Raw genomic sequence first — 14,767 nt, forward strand, 5'->3', positions numbered from 1 at the left:
ATGAATATCCTCATCCTAGGAAGCGGCGGGCGCGAACACAGCCTAGCCTGGGCCGTGCTGCAGAACCCCAAGTGCGACAAGCTGATCGTCGCGCCAGGCAACGCCGGGATCGCCGCCATCGCCGATTGCGCGACTCTGAACATCAACAACGGCGGCACGGTGGCCAATTTCGTCGAGGAAAACGCCATTGATTTCGTGATCATCGGCCCCGAGGCCCCGTTGGCCGCCGGTGTCGCGGATCGGTTGCGCGACGCGGGCGTTCTGGTCTTTGGCCCGTCCGAGGCAGCCGCGCGTCTTGAGGCGTCAAAAAGCTTTACCAAGGAAATCTGCGATGCCGCCGGCGCACCCACTGCCGCCTATGGACATTTCACCGATGCCGACGCCGCCAAGGCCCATGTGCGCGCCAAAGGTGCCCCCATCGTGGTCAAGGCCGACGGTCTGGCCGCGGGCAAGGGCGTGATCGTGGCGATGGACGAACAAACTGCGCTGGATGCCATCGACGATATGTTCGGCGGCAGTTTTGGCGGCGCGGGCGCCGAGGTCGTGATCGAGGAGTTCATGGAGGGCGAAGAGGCGTCCTTTTTCGTGCTGTGTGACGGTGAAACCGTGCTGCCCATCGGCACCGCGCAGGACCACAAGCGCGTTGGCGAGGGCGACACCGGCCCCAACACGGGCGGCATGGGGGCCTATTCCCCGGCGCCGGTTCTGACGGATGAGATCGCGCAAAAGGCGCTGGATGAAATCGTCCAGCCCACGATTGACGAAATGGCCCGCCGCGGCACGCCCTATCAGGGGGTGCTTTATGTCGGGCTGATGATCAAGGGCGGCCAACCCCGGCTGGTGGAATACAACGTCCGTTTTGGTGATCCCGAATGCCAGGTGCTGATGATGCGCCTTGGGGCACAGGCGATGGACCTGATGCATGCCGCCGCCGAGGGTCGGTTGAAGGAAAAGACTGTCAACTGGGCCGACGATCACGCCATGACCGTGGTCATGGCGGCCAATGGCTACCCTGGGTCCTACGAAAAAGGCAGCGTGATCCGCGGTCTTGACGCCCTGCCCGAAACCAGCAGCGAAATGTGCTTTCACGCCGGGACCAGCGAAAAGGATGGAAAGATCATCGCCACGGGAGGCCGGGTCCTGAATGTCACCGCACGCGGCGCAACCCTGGCCGAGGCGCGCGACCGCGCCTATGCGATGGTTGAGGCGATCGACTGGCCCGACGGGTTCTATCGCCGTGACATCGGCTGGCGGGCGCTGGACGGAAAATAACTCAGCGGCAGATCAGTGCCGTTTTCAGACTGTCGGGGCCGCTATAAGCCCCGATGTCGCGCCGGACCAGCGCATAGCCCACCAACCGGGTCGATATCACCCGCGTCCAGTCGGTGTTGGCGGTGATCATTTCATAGTCGCGCCCGCATTTGCGCAGACCGCCCTCAATGAATGGCCGCCCGATCCAATGATTGGTCAGCCCCTTCAACGTCGTGACCGGCACCAGCCGATCCCCGTCAAATCGCCAGACCCGAAGGATCTTGGCCAGGTGCGGACGGTCGACATAGGCCAGCTCGACCTTGCCGTCGTGGTCCAGATCGGCCACCCCGACCGGGGCCAGCCACCGGTTCGCGCGCCCGATATAGGGCGTCGCCGCCAACAGATGCGGCGCGGCATCCGCTGAAAACACCGCCAGCCGCGCGCCTTCGGTGAAACTCGACTGCACAACCACCACTTCGGGAAGGTCGTCGCCGGTCACATCCACGATGCGCGGCGCGATGTCTTCGAAAATATGGCTGTCCTGGCTGATCCGTGTCGCGGCGCGGCCCCGGTCGGCCCAATGCAGGGTCAGTGCGTTCCATTCCGGCGTGTCGCCCAGAATGCCATGGCCATAGACGGGGGCGCCCGGCACGGTTTCGAAACAGGCGCGGACCAGAACCTGGCCATCGCCCTCGCTGCAGACCTGCCTGGGGGCAGCGTGGACCGATGCGGTCGAAACCGCCAGCCACAGGCACGCGACCGACACCGCGCGGCGGGCAAGACCGGGCCACAGGCGAAACGCCCGACGCCGCGCCCTGTCCGCAAAAGACACCACATTACCGGAAAGCAGGCCCTTGGACCGTGCGCACCGGAAATGCGCGACTCTCATCAGATTTGCTTTTCGGGCATATGCACGACCAGACCATCCAGATCGTCGGTCACCTTGATCTGGCAGGTCAGACGCGACCGCGCCGGATCGGGCTCATAGGCGAAATCCAGCATGTCCTCTTCCATATCGTCCTTGGCCGGCAGCTTTTCCACCCAGGCCGGATCGACATAGACATGACAGGTCGAGCAGGCGCAGGCGCCGCCGCAATCGGCCTCGATACCGGGTATGTTGTTGTCGCGCGCGCCTTCCATGACGGTCAGCCCGTTGGCCACATCCACCACGTGTTCTTTTCCGTTGTGCTCGATATAGGTAATCTTTGCCATGCTGCCGCGTTCCCTTTTCGATCTGATGCAAATCTCTCTAGACAAGGGATTTAGGGCATGCCAGCCCGATTTGCGACCCTTGCCCGGGGAACTGGACAATATTCATATATGTTCTATTTTTGTTCTCATGCATGTCTATTCCCCTTCCCGCCCAGGCAGATGGCCGCGGCCGCCCGCCTGCCTGATGGCGCGGCGATTGGATGAACCGCCCCAGGGCGCGCGTGTCACCGTGGCCGGTCTGGTCATCCTGCGCCAGCGCCCCGGCACTGCCAACGGGGTGATCTTTGTCACGCTCGAGGATGAAACCGGCGTCGTCAACGTGATCGTCTGGCGCGCCATGTACGAACGGTTCCGCCGCGCGGTGATCGCAGGGCGCATGCTGCGCGTGACAGGCCGGTTGCAGCGTGCCCACGAAGTGACGCATGTGATCGCCGAAGAGATCGAAGATATCTCGCCCCTGCTCGACCGGTTGCTTCAGCCCGTTCCCTGACCGGCCCCGCGGCCCCAAAGCAACGTTCGGGGCGATCTTTCATGATACTGCATGGACTTGCCCCCCCTTGCCCACCTAGTGTGATCTTTGCCAGTTAGGAACGCGGCCAAATGCACGACAAACTGCCAAAAACCGGTTTCCTGTCCAGGGCGTCAGACGCGCTCAGGGACATGCTTGATGCTCTTGCCCTTGAAATCAGCCTGTGCCCCGGCGAGGTCCTTTTCGAACAGGATGATGAGGCGAGCGCGCTGTTTGCGTTGACCAAGGGCACGCTCGAGGTCAGCGTTCTGTCCCCGGACGGGCGCAAGCTGACACTGAACGTGATACGTGAAGGCGCGTTGTTCGGCGAAATCGCCCTGTTCGATCCCGGTCGGCGCACCGCGACCGTCACCGCGATCGACCCCTGCACCGTGCGCTGTGTCCAGTATGCTGATGTGATGGAACAGGTGCGCAAGGCGCCTGATCTTGCCATCGACCTGATCCATCTCGCAGGACAGCGCATGCGCTGGATGGACCGTCAGATCATCGAGTATGTCTTTCTTCCCATGCCCGCCCGACTGGCACGCAAGATACTCTACCTCTGCGAGCGCTCGGATGGTCCGCCCGCGACGCTGACCCTGACACAGGCGGAACTGGCAGAATTTGTCGGCGCCACGCGTGAGGCCGTGTCCAAAACCCTGTCCTCCTGGAAACGCAAGGGGATCATCTCCTCGACCCGAGGCACGATTTCCGTGCGCGACCACGCCGCGTTGCAGGCGCTGGCCGAGCCGGATCCGACCTGACCGCGGACCCAATAATTGAAAATTTGAAAAATCTCACTGTTACGTGATCTGCTTCACATACCTGACGCAAAAATCATGTAAGATAGAAGTCCTAAGTCGCCTGACCCGGCGACCGACACAAAAGAAGCGCAGCCGTAACGGCCTTGTTGTCCTCGTATCAGTACATTCCGGCAGTGCCGACGTTATAGGCGTGTTTCACCCATTTGTATGGAATGTCACTGACATTGCCCGGCCCCAAACCGCGCATCCTGCAAAGGGGCTCCCGCCGGGAATTCGGCGGCATGGAACCGAGGCGCGCCGACCATTTTGTCGGCTTTGCCACCCTCAGAAGTGGCCACCTTATGAACGTTTGAAAGAGTGATACCATCACCTAAACCGTTTCAAAAAACAAAGGCCATGTGCACATGCACATGGCCTTATTTCTTGCGGGACCCCGTCAAAGGCGGGCGCCGGATTACTCTTCCAGCGACAGCGCGACAAAGCGCGGATCACCGCCGCGCCGCACCAGCAGCAACAGCGATTTGCGCCCGGCGTCGCGGGCCTCGCTGATACGAGCATCAAGGTCGGCCAGCGATTCCACTTTCTGCTGGCCTGCCTCGGTGATCAGATCGCTCGTGCGCAAGCCCTTTTCAAAGGCTTCCGAGGCTTCATCGACCGTCACCACCAGCAAACCTTCAACATCGTCGGCAAGGCCAAGTTCCTGACGTTTGTCATCGGTCAGGGTTGTCAGCGTCAGACCCAGGATGGTTTTCTCCTGCACCTCGGGGGCGGGCGTGTTACCCTCCTGGGCGGGCTGGTTTGCACGTTCCGCGTCCTCGCGGCGGCCCAGCGTGACCAGAACGGTCTTGGTGCCCCCTTCACGATAGACGACCACGCGCACCGATTTGCCGACGGTGGTGTTGCCCACCTGACGGACAAGGGCGCGGGTATCGGCCACATCGACGCCATCAAAGCTCAGGATGACATCGCCCGACAGCAACCCGGCCTCTTTCGCCGGACCGTCCGGTACGTCCGTAATCAGCGCGCCGGTTGCCTTTTCCAGCCCCATCGCCTCGGCAACGTCGTCGGTCACGTCCTGAATGCGCACACCCAGCCAGCCGCGACGCGTTTCGCCGAATTCCTTGAGTTGGTCGACCACCTTGGTCACCACGTTCGACGCCATCGAGAACCCGATCCCGATCGAGCCGCCATTGGGCGACAGGATCGCAGTGTTCACGCCGATCACCTCGCCATCCATGTTGAACAGCGGGCCGCCCGAGTTGCCCCGGTTGATCGCCGCATCGGTCTGAATGTAGTCGTCATATGTCCCGCTCAGCGCCCGGTTGCGGGCCGAAACGATCCCGGCAGAGACTGAAAACCCCTGCCCCAGCGGGTTGCCCATTGCGATGACCCAGTCACCCACGCGGGCGATGTCGCTGTCACCAAAGTTGACGAAAGGCAGCGGTTCTTCGGCTTCGACCTTGAGCAGGGCAATATCTGTGTTGGGGTCGGTGCCCACCACCTTGGCCGGCAATTCCTGACCCGAGAAGAATTCGATCAGGATCTCGTCGGCCCCGTCGATCACGTGGTTGTTGGTCACCACATACCCGTCTTCGGAAATCACGAACCCCGACCCAAGGGCGGACGACCGGCGCGGACGCCGCGGTTCACCCTCATTGTCGCGGTTCTGGAAATCGCGAAAGAAATCTTCGAAGGGTGACCCCTCGGGCACGATGCCCTGTGGTCCGGTCCGCCCTTCGACCACGGTCGTCGTGGTGATGTTCACTACCGACGGGCTGATCTTTTCGGCCAGCGGCGCCAGGCTTTCGGGACGCGCCTGCGCAATCACGGTCTGCGCCAGCACGAAAAGCATGGTCAGAACGCCAAGCAGGAAGATACGGGCCTGCATGCCCAGATGATCGGTACGGGCTCTGGTGAGCGTGACTGCCTGTGACTGCAATAGAATTCTCCTCGTAAATCCTGCCATTCGGACCCGAGATCGGGTCGCGCTTTGTGTGCTATTCGCAATGTAGTGTCTTTCACGGCCAGCGCAAAGAGTGTTGCGGGTTTTCCGCCACCGTTGACACGAGTGTGAAAGGACATTGCGCCCGGAAATGGCAAAGGGCGTTGTCCGCGTCGGGATCACAACCCGATCAGGTCGGCCATCCACAACAGGATGATCCCCGTCGCAACGGCGATCAGCCCCACCTGCCGGCGGGCCGGCAAGGGCAGTTCGGCCAGCATCTGCAGCATCCGCTCAACAAGCGAAGGGGCCAGCGCATAGGCCAGCCCCTCCACAATCAGCAACAGCCCAAGGGCCAGAAGGATGAACGCCATACCGGGCGTTTACCGCGACTGCACCGCGCCGGTGGGCGATTTCAGATAGTTGAAGAATTCGGAATCCGGCGTAATCACCATCGACGAATTCTTGCCCTTCAACGCCCGGCTATACGCGGTCAGAGACCGATAGAACGCAAAGAATTCCTGATCCTTGCCAAAGGCTTCGGCGAAAATGTTGTTACGCAGCGCGTCGGCCTCACCACGGATGATTTCCGACTCCCGCTGCGCTTCGGACACAAGTTCGACCACGGTCCGGTCGGCCTGTGCACGGACCCGCTGGGCGGCTTCGTTACCGCGGGCGCGTTCATCGGTCGCTTCGCGTTCCCGCTCGGCGCGCATCCGATCGAATGTCGCAGCAAGGTTTTGCGACGGCAGGTCGGTCGATTTCAGGCGCACGTCGATGATATCGATGCCCAGTGCACGGGCCTCGGCGATCGCGTTGTTGCGAATGCGCAGCATCAGCGCGGCCCGGTCTGAACTCAGGATATCGTTCGAGGACACCGAGCCCAGCACCTCACGCGTTTCCGCGCGCAGGATGGAATCCAGACGATTTTCCGCAGTTGCGATTCCGCCGACACCAACGGCCTGACGGAACTTGGTCACATCAGAAATCCGATAGCGCGCAAAGGCATCCACGACCAGACGGCGATCATCCAGCGGTGTCACCTCAAGCGGGTCGACGTCGCGGCTGAGAATGCGGTCGTCATAGCGCACAACCTCCTGGATCAGCGGAAGTTTGAAGGCCAGGCCCGGTTCTTCCTTGACGGCGACGACGCGGCCGAATTGCAGGACCAGCGCCCTTTCGCGCTCATCCACGATAAAAATGCTCGACAGCGCAACGATGGCGGCCACGAACAGAACGGGCAGGATAAAGGTCGTTTTACGCATCACTTATTCTCCTCGCCCGAATTTCGGCGCAGCTCATTCAACGGCAGATAAGGCACAACGCCCTGCCCCCCGCCCGAGACAGACTCGTCGAGAATGATCTTGTCAACATCGCCCAGGACCTCTTCCATTGTTTCGAGGTACAGACGTTTGCGGGTCACTTCGGGGGCTTTCAGGTATTCCTCAAGAACGGCGCTGAAACGGCTGGCTTCACCCTGGGCTTCGTTGACCACGCGGGCGCGATAGCCTTCTGCCTCTTCCATGATCTGCGCCGCTTCACCGCGGGCCTCGGCGAGAACGCGGTTGGCATAAGCATCCGCTACGTTCTGCAACCGGTCACGTTCCTGCTCGGCGGCCTGAACATCGCGGAAGGCATCGATCACCGGCTCGGGTGGGTCAGCCTTGTCAAAGTTGACGCGGATGATGTTCACACCGCTGTCGTAGCTGTCCAATGTGAACTGGATCAGGTCATGCAACTGGTCGGCAATCACGCCCCGGTCCCGGTTCAGGATCGGCGCCAACTGCGACTGTGCGATGATTTCGCGCATCGCCGATTCCGAAACCGCACGGATCGTCGGGCGCGCATCACGCAGGTTGAACAGAAATTTCGCTGGATCGTTGATGTTCCAAACGACCTGGAAATCGATATCCACAACGTTTTCGTCTCCGGTCAGCATCAGGCCCGCTTCCGAACCGCGTGCACCTACACCGATATCTTCGGTCTGTTCGCGGGTGACCGGGATCACCTCGGCGGTCACGACCGGCCAAGGGGCAAAATTCAGGCCAGGCTCGCCAATGGTGGAAAATTCACCCAGGAACAGTTCCACAGACAATTCTTCGGGTTTGACTGTGTAAAAGCTTTGAAACGCCCATACGACCCCTGCCGCGACAAGGCCCAGCAACACGGCACCGCCGGTGGGCATGGAACTGCCGCCGCCGCGTTGGCCGCCGCCGCCCTGTCCGGAACCGCCGCGCCCGCCCATGAGCACGCGCAACTGTTCCTGGCCCTTTTTCACCAGTTCATCGATTTCCGGAATCTGAGGCCCGTTCTCGGGACGACGGCCACCACCGCCTTCGCGATCTCCGCCACCATTGTTACCTCGATCTCCTCCGCCGCCGGATTGGCCTCCGCCGCCCCAGGGGCCGCCGCTGTTGCCCGCCATACTGTCAATTTCCCTTTTTTGACCGCTTACTGCGATATGTCCTTATAACCTGTATCCGCGTATCGGCAATTCAAGCCGTCCGCACAGGCGATTTCATTGTCACGATCTCTTCGGACATGGTCGGGTGTACGGCCACGGTCCGGTCGAAATCTTCTTTTGTTGCACCCATCTTGATCGCGATCCCGGCCAGCTGGATCATTTCGCCCGCGTTTGGCGCGACGATATGACAGCCCAGAACCTTGCGGGTGGCCTGGCTGACCACCAGTTTCATCAGCACCCGGTCCGGCCGTCCGGCAAAGGACGATTGCATCGGTTTGAAGCTGGTCGCATAGATCTCGACCGGTTCCTGTTCGCGGGCCTCTTCCTCGCCCATGCCGACGGTGCCCAGTTCGGGCTGGGTAAAGACCACGCTTGGGATCAATTCGTGATCGACCGGCGTCGGGTTGCCCTTGAACACGGTTTCGACAAAGGCCACGCCTTCGCGGATCGCCACGGGCGTCAGGTTGACCCGGTTTGTCACATCGCCAATGGCATAGATCGACGGCACTGCCGTCTGGCTGAACTGATCCACGATAATTTCGCCCTGACGTCCGATCGCGACGCCCAGTTCCTCCAGGCCCAGACCTTCGGTATTGGGGTTGCGCCCGGTGGCGAACAGAACCTGCCCGAACACCTTTTCATCGCCGTTCGTGGCCTTGACCCGGATGCCGTCATCGACCTTGCGCATTTCCAGGACATTGGTACCGGTGCAGATGTTGATGCCCTGCTGTTCCATCTCGGTAGCGATCAGTCCGCGTGCCTCGTCATCAAAGCCGCGCAGAATTTGCGCCCCGCGATAATATTGCGTGACCTCGACCCCCAGACCGTTCAGTACGCACGCAAATTCGCAGGCGATATAGCCGCCACCGACGATCAGGATCGACTTGGGCAGGTCCCCAAGGTGAAAAATCTCGTTCGAGGTAATCGCGAGATCGCCGCCCTCGATGTCATCGGGCACGGAGGGACGCCCGCCTGTGGCGATCAGGATGTGCTTGGCAGTACGTGTTTCGCCCGTGGACAGCGCGACGGTATGCGCATCCTTGACCGTGGCGCGCGCGTCGAACGTGTCGACCCCGGAATTGGCCAGCAGGTTGCGGTAAATCTGTTCCAGCCGGTCCAGTTCGGCGGTCAGCTTGCCCTGGAACGCGGGCCAGTTGAAACTGCCCTGATCGATGCGCCAGCCATAGTTTTGCGCCTCTTCCACCATCCGGCCATAGCCGCTGGCGAAAACCATCAGTTTCTTGGGCACGCAGCCGCGGATCACACAGGTTCCGCCGTACCGGTCCTCTTCGGCAAGCGCCACCCTGGCCCCGGTTTCACCGGCCGCCACACGCGCGGCGCGCACGCCACCGGACCCGCCACCTATGACGAAGAGATCATAGTCAAAGCTCATGTCAGGAATTCCTCAGTCGGGCTGTCAACGGCGCCTTCAGTCGGCCAGATCGGTGAACAGGTTGTCGCTTTCCACAAAGTCCATCCGGTCATGTTCGATCGTACCTTCGTTGATATCGCGCAGTTCCACACGGCCATCGCCGTAACCGACCACAACCACGTCACAGATATCGATGAACAGCCCGTTTTCGACCAGCCCCGGAATCTGGTTTAGCACCAGCGACAGCTGGCGCGCATTGCCGATCCGGTTCAGGTGCAGGTCCAGAATATAATTCCCCTCATCCGTGATGAAGGGACGGTCGCCATTCATCCGCAACGTCGAATTGCGGCCCAGAACGTCCATCGAAATGAGGATTTCTTCAACCAGCGCCTGCGTTGTTTTCCAGCCGAAAGGGATCACCTCGACCGGCAGAGGGAAGGCCCCCAGCGTTTCGACCTCTTTGCCGACGTCTGCGATAACGATCATTTGATCCGAAGCCGTGGCCACGATCTTTTCCTGAAGCAGGGCCCCACCGCCGCCCTTGATCAGGTTCAGGTCGCCGTCGAATTCATCGGCCCCGTCAATGGTCAGGTCCAGCCATTTCGCCTCATCCAGGGTGATAACCTCGATCCCGACCTCGCGGGCCAGCTCGGCGGTCCTGGTCGAGGTTGGGACGCCCCGAATTTTCAGCCCCTCGTCACGGACCATTTCCCCAAGGCAGCGCACCAGCCACGCGGCGGTACTGCCGGTGCCCAGTCCCACACGCATTCCGTCCTCGACGAAATCGGCAGCGCGTTTGGCAGCAACAAATTTGGCCTTATCGATGGGTGACAATTCCCCGGTCATGGCAGCTCTCCGTGAATGTTTCGGAACTTATAGGGAAAATCAGCTCTGACTGCGAGGGGTGAATCGTTTCAAATTTAGCCCCGGCGCGTTGTGGGACGTCAAATAAATTTGGCCTTCACGGGGAGTGCGCTGAAAATTGGAACCGAGCGTGTTCTGCACATCTTTGAAAGTGCACCTTGCAGGCCGGAAACAGGTCAGAAGCCGTCAAATCCTGAACCTGCGACCCCCTTTGGGTTTCCCCGACCTGGCCTTCTCCATGGCTCGGTGCGGATGGGAAGGGTCCGGACCATCACGCCGCCAGGCGCCGCGATGGTCCGATGGGTCCTAGAGTTCGAACCAGTCGGCCTCCACCGGCGTGGCGCCGATGATATCGATGGTGAAATCGGCGGCGCCGTCGCCATCGACATCGCCCTGAATCCGCTGCGTACCGCCGAGGTCGACGGCATGCAGTTCTCCGGCAGTACCGGTGAAACCGGCATAGCCGACAAACGTGAACGCATCGTCCTCTGCCGTCGTCACGTCGGAATCCATGCGACTCAACACGACAAGATCAAGGTCGGCGCGCGTGAAGTCGGTGATGGTGTCCACGCTAACGGAGTCTGCAACCTTGAAAACGAACTTGTCTGCGCCAAGCCCACCCGTCAGAAGGTCGTCGCCACGCCCGCCCTTCAGCAAGTCGTTGCCCGCACCTCCGTCCAGCGTGTCGGCGCCAAAACCGCCGAACAGCCGGTCGTTGCCGTCGTCTCCGTACAACGCGTCGGTCCCGCCGCCGCCGGACAACTTGTCGTTGCCGTCGCCGCCGAATAGCAGATCGTGACCGTGCCCGCGGAGCAGGGTATCGTCGCCAAGACCGCCATACATCTCGTCGTTGCCCGCCCCTCCTTCGAGCCAGTCATTGCCGAGATTGCCTCGCAGGACATCATCGCCGTCGCCGCCATCGATAATGTCGTCGCCTTGGTGGCCGATCACCAGATCATCGCCCCCCCAAGCGGCGATGTAGTCGGCAAAGGAGCTGCCTTCGATCACGTCGTCGGTGGCTGCCGGCTCATCAACCACAGTGGTGCCGATGTATTCGTGCAGCACGTAGATTGCCTCGCGGGCGTCCTCCACCGCCTGAGCCCAGTCATTGATGCCGGAGGCGGATCCTTCGGCCATCTCGAAACTCAGACCGTCTGCGGAGAGTTTCATGTACTCATCCACCCAGTCCACGCCGCTCCCGACATCATTCAGCCCGTCGCCGTTTCGGTCCTCGCCCCAGATCACGTCCAGCAAGTTGCGCTGCACGGCTTCGAGGTCGGACGCGTCTCCGTCCATGTCCTGGTACCACTGCACCCAGGTGTCGCCGTAGGTCGCTACGCGGTCGTAATCGAAGGTCTCGGTGGCCCCATCGGTGAAGCCGAAATAATCGATATTGAGCGTATCGCCCGAACCGGTAACCTCGTTAACGCCCATCAGCGTGTGCGAAGTTATGACGGCGTCGAGGCTGATAGGCTGGAACTTGGAAAAGACACCAGCGAGCAGCCCGGTCGGATCCCAGCCCGACGCGAGCAGATCGGTTATGGGCTGGGGCAGCACGGCAGCGGCGTTGGCCTGGGCTTCGGTCCAACTCGTGGCACCGCCGGCGGTCATGACCAGATTGTACAGCGCCAGGTTCTCGCGCGGGGAATCGATCAGCACGCCGTCGACCATGATGCGCCCCGAGGCATCGGCTTCGATCACGGTTCCGGCCGCGATCTTGGCGAGCGCCTCTTCGAGCGCAGACTCAACCACCGCGTCCGGGGACCGTATGATGTTTGCCCGCTCGAGCTCGACCTCCTGAACGTAGGGCAGCAGCGCAGGAGGGACTTCGTAATCGCCTTCTGCCCCCTCTACGAGGTAGATGGGAAAGGTTTCCCCGGTCGCCGGGTCATAGCCGATCGGGATAATCTGACCATTGGCATCCAGCACCGGTTCGCCGTTGCCTCCGCCATCGGTCGGGTCGAAATCCCGCACCAAAACCCACAAATCTCCATAGAGTTCACCAGCTCCACTGCCACCTGATCCTGATCCAGCCACCTTCTTCTCCCTTCAGTTGTAAGATACTTGCGGAACTACGCGGCACTCGTCTTCTGACCGGAGTTCAGAGTAGCGGAGCGGATTGACGGCGCATTGATCCGTATCAATAACGGAATATGTGTCGGCTGGACCTTCGCCTGCCCGAAGCGGGGCTGTTTTGATCTGCAGAATCGTCGTTTTCGGCGCGTCGCACCGGGCACGCGATGCTAAACTTGCCACTATGACCGCGCTCTACACCATTCATTATGCCCCGGACAACGCCTCGCTGATCGTGCGGCTGACGCTGGAGGAGATGCGCCTGCCCTATCGCACCGTTCTGGTCGATCGCGCGCAGCAGGCACAGAAATCCGCCCCGTTTCTTGCGCTTAATCCCAACGGGCTGATTCCGGTTCTGGAAACCGCCGACGGCGCGCTGTTTGAAACCGGCGCCATCCTGCTGTGGCTGGCCGACAGGCATGGTGCCATGGCCCCGCCTTCCGACGCGCCTGCGCGGGGCGATTTTCTGAAATGGCTGTTCTTCCTGTCCAACACCCTGCACCCGGAATTGCGGATGACCTTTTATCCGCACCAGTACGCAGGCTCAAAGACAGACGCACAACAAGCACTTAAACAGACGGTGCGCGGGCGCCTGTGCAATCACCTGCGCACCCTTGATGATCTGGCCGCGGGCGTCCCCGACTGGCTGCGTGCTGATGCACCATCGGTCCTGTGCTATTATCTGGCGTGCCTGATACGCTGGATGGCGCTCTATCCGACGGATGAGGATCTGGGGTGGTTCGATCTTGCAGGCTATCCACATCTGCACCATCTGATGTGCGACCTCGAAACCCGCCCCGCCGTCGCCCATGCCCGGCGCGCCGAAGGACTGGGCCCAGCCCCGTTCAGCGCGCCGATCCACGCCAGCCCACCCGAAGGAACCGCAACCTGATGTTTCTCTCCGTATTCGACATGTTCAAGGTAGGCGTCGGCCCGTCATCGTCGCACACGATGGGCCCCATGGTGGCCGCCGCACGGTTTCTGGACCAGATGCGCAAGGCCCCGTTCGAATTTTCCGGGGTGCGTGCCTCGCTTCATGGCTCATTGGCCTTTACGGGCGTCGGACATGCCACCGACCGCGCCACGATTCTAGGTTTGGCCGGGTTCCATCCCGAAACCTATGACGCCACCACCGCCGATGCTGCGCTGGCCGAAATCCGTGCCACACATATTGTCCAGCCCGAAGGCCTGGGCGATCTGCACCTTGATCCCGAGACCGATCTTGTCTTTGACTATGACCGTACCCTGCCCGGTCACGCCAACGGCATGATCCTGATGGCCACCGACGCGCAGGGCGACGTGATCCTCCAACAGGTCTTTTATTCCATCGGCGGTGGTTTCGTGATGACCGAAGAGGAACTGACCGCCGGTAAGGACACCGACGAAGGCCCGCCCGTTCCCTTTCCCTTCAAGTCGGCCGCCGAAATGCTGGACATGGCGAAGACATCCGGCAAATCCGTCGCCGCGATGAAGCGCGCCAACGAAGTATCGCGCAACGGCGCGGCCAATCTGGCCACCGGCACCGCCCGTATCTGGGAGGTGATGAACGCCTGTATCGACCGGGGCCTCAGCACCGATGGCATTCTGCCGGGCGGGTTGAACCTAAAACGCCGCGCCAAGTCGATTCACGACGCGCTTCAGGCTGAACGGGGGCTGAACCTGAATGCGCCGCACACGATCAATGACTGGATGTGCGCCTATGCCATGGCCGTGAACGAAGAGAACGCCGCCGGCGGTCAGGTCGTCACCGCGCCGACCAATGGCGCCTCGGGCGTGGTGCCCGCGACACTGCGCTACTACCTCGATCACGTGCCTGGCGCCTCGCCCGATCACGTCGAGGATTTCCTGCTGACCGCGGCGGCCATTGGCGGATTGGTGAAATACAACGCGTCGATTTCCGGCGCTGAAGCTGGCTGCCAGGCCGAGGTCGGCAGCGCCAGTGCGATGGCAGCCGCCGGGCTGTGCGCGGTTCTGGGCGGGACCCCCGAACAGGTGGAAAACGCAGCCGAAATCGCGCTGGAGCATCACCTTGGCATGACTTGCGACCCCGTAAAGGGTCTGGTGCAGGTGCCGTGCATCGAACGCAATGGCCTGGGTGCGATCAAGGCGGTCAGCGCCGCCTCATTGGCGTTGCGCGGGGATGGCACGCATCTGGTTCCGCTTGACGCCTGCATCGAAACCATGCGCCAGACCGGCGAAGACATGAGCGAGAAGTACAAGGAAACCTCACTGGGCGGGCTGGCCGTCAACGTTCCAAATTGCTGACCGTAAAAACCTGTTCAAAAGAAATGACGGTATTTCCCCAACGTCCAATGCA

14 protein-coding genes are annotated in these 14,767 nt (G+C 61.4%); 5 read left to right on the plus strand and 9 right to left on the minus strand.

Annotated features, from left to right (window positions below; all coding sequences use genetic code 11):
• Nucleotides 1-1,272 carry a phosphoribosylamine--glycine ligase gene (purD, locus tag ACXYMO_RS05600; protein WP_458877667.1) on the plus strand — a complete coding sequence of 424 codons (1,272 nt, stop codon included), beginning with the start codon at nucleotides 1-3 and terminating at the stop codon, nucleotides 1,270-1,272.
• A gap of 1 nt (nucleotide 1,273) precedes the next feature.
• Here the strand turns inward: purD and ACXYMO_RS05605 are convergent, their stop codons facing one another.
• Together ACXYMO_RS05605 and ACXYMO_RS05610 are read right to left on the minus strand one after the other, a co-directional pair.
• Entirely contained in the window at nucleotides 1,274-2,140 is an 867-nt protein-coding gene (locus tag ACXYMO_RS05605) for an FG-GAP repeat domain-containing protein (RefSeq protein WP_458877668.1), read from the minus strand.
• A complete protein-coding gene (locus tag ACXYMO_RS05610) occupies nucleotides 2,140-2,463 on the minus strand; it encodes a 2Fe-2S iron-sulfur cluster-binding protein (RefSeq protein ID WP_458877669.1) in 324 nt (107 codons plus the stop codon). The genes ACXYMO_RS05605 and ACXYMO_RS05610 overlap by 1 nt, the downstream gene beginning before the upstream one ends.
• 127 nt (nucleotides 2,464-2,590) lie before the next feature.
• On the opposite strand from ACXYMO_RS05610, the gene ACXYMO_RS05615 reads away from it, so the two are divergent.
• The gene (locus tag ACXYMO_RS05615) at nucleotides 2,591-2,953 is read left to right on the plus strand and encodes an OB-fold nucleic acid binding domain-containing protein (RefSeq protein WP_458877670.1); all 363 of its coding nucleotides are present in this window, start codon (nucleotides 2,591-2,593) and stop codon (nucleotides 2,951-2,953) included.
• Between the two features lie 110 nt (nucleotides 2,954-3,063).
• Entirely contained in the window at nucleotides 3,064-3,735 is a 672-nt protein-coding gene (locus tag ACXYMO_RS05620; RefSeq protein WP_458877671.1) for a Crp/Fnr family transcriptional regulator, read from the plus strand.
• 454 nt (nucleotides 3,736-4,189) lie between these two features.
• Here ACXYMO_RS05620 and ACXYMO_RS05625 read toward each other — a convergent pair whose 3' ends face one another.
• The 7 genes from ACXYMO_RS05625 to ACXYMO_RS05655 all read right to left on the minus strand — a co-directional run bounded on the left by ACXYMO_RS05625 (nucleotide 4,190) and on the right by ACXYMO_RS05655 (nucleotide 12,351).
• Nucleotides 4,190-5,623: a Do family serine endopeptidase gene (locus tag ACXYMO_RS05625; protein WP_458877895.1), complete on the minus strand. Its 1,434-nt coding sequence runs from the start codon at nucleotides 5,621-5,623 to the stop codon at nucleotides 4,190-4,192.
• A 233-nt stretch (nucleotides 5,624-5,856) separates the two neighbouring features.
• A complete protein-coding gene (locus tag ACXYMO_RS05630; protein WP_458877672.1) occupies nucleotides 5,857-6,051 on the minus strand; it encodes a DUF2065 domain-containing protein in 195 nt (64 codons plus the stop codon).
• Nucleotides 6,052-6,060: 9 nt separating this feature from the next.
• Complete coding sequence (gene hflC / locus ACXYMO_RS05635; protein WP_458877673.1) at nucleotides 6,061-6,942, minus strand: protease modulator HflC; 882 nt, start codon at nucleotides 6,940-6,942, stop codon at nucleotides 6,061-6,063.
• A complete protein-coding gene (gene hflK, locus ACXYMO_RS05640; protein WP_458877674.1) occupies nucleotides 6,942-8,102 on the minus strand; it encodes an FtsH protease activity modulator HflK in 1,161 nt (386 codons plus the stop codon). Before hflK ends, hflC begins: the two co-directional genes overlap by 1 nt.
• Nucleotides 8,103-8,172: 70 nt before the next feature.
• Nucleotides 8,173-9,534 carry a glutathione-disulfide reductase gene (gor, locus tag ACXYMO_RS05645; RefSeq protein WP_458877675.1) on the minus strand — a complete coding sequence of 454 codons (1,362 nt, stop codon included), beginning with the start codon at nucleotides 9,532-9,534 and terminating at the stop codon, nucleotides 8,173-8,175.
• 36 nt (nucleotides 9,535-9,570) lie between these two features.
• The gene (rpiA, locus tag ACXYMO_RS05650; protein ID WP_458877676.1) at nucleotides 9,571-10,359 is read right to left on the minus strand and encodes a ribose-5-phosphate isomerase RpiA; all 789 of its coding nucleotides are present in this window, start codon (nucleotides 10,357-10,359) and stop codon (nucleotides 9,571-9,573) included.
• Between the two features lie 324 nt (nucleotides 10,360-10,683).
• Entirely contained in the window at nucleotides 10,684-12,351 is a 1,668-nt protein-coding gene (locus ACXYMO_RS05655; RefSeq protein WP_458877677.1) for a calcium-binding protein, read from the minus strand.
• Nucleotides 12,352-12,634: 283 nt separating this feature from the next.
• On the opposite strand from ACXYMO_RS05655, the gene ACXYMO_RS05660 reads away from it, so the two are divergent.
• On the plus strand, nucleotides 12,635-13,342 hold the full coding sequence (locus tag ACXYMO_RS05660; RefSeq protein ID WP_458877678.1) for a glutathione S-transferase family protein: 708 nt from the start codon (nucleotides 12,635-12,637) through the stop codon (nucleotides 13,340-13,342).
• The gene (locus ACXYMO_RS05665) at nucleotides 13,342-14,715 is read left to right on the plus strand and encodes an L-serine ammonia-lyase (RefSeq protein ID WP_458877679.1); all 1,374 of its coding nucleotides are present in this window, start codon (nucleotides 13,342-13,344) and stop codon (nucleotides 14,713-14,715) included. Before ACXYMO_RS05660 ends, ACXYMO_RS05665 begins: the two co-directional genes overlap by 1 nt.
• Nucleotides 14,716-14,767: the final 52 nt, after the last annotated feature.

The sequence above is a fragment of the Arenibacterium sp. CAU 1754 genome, assembly GCF_054482635.1.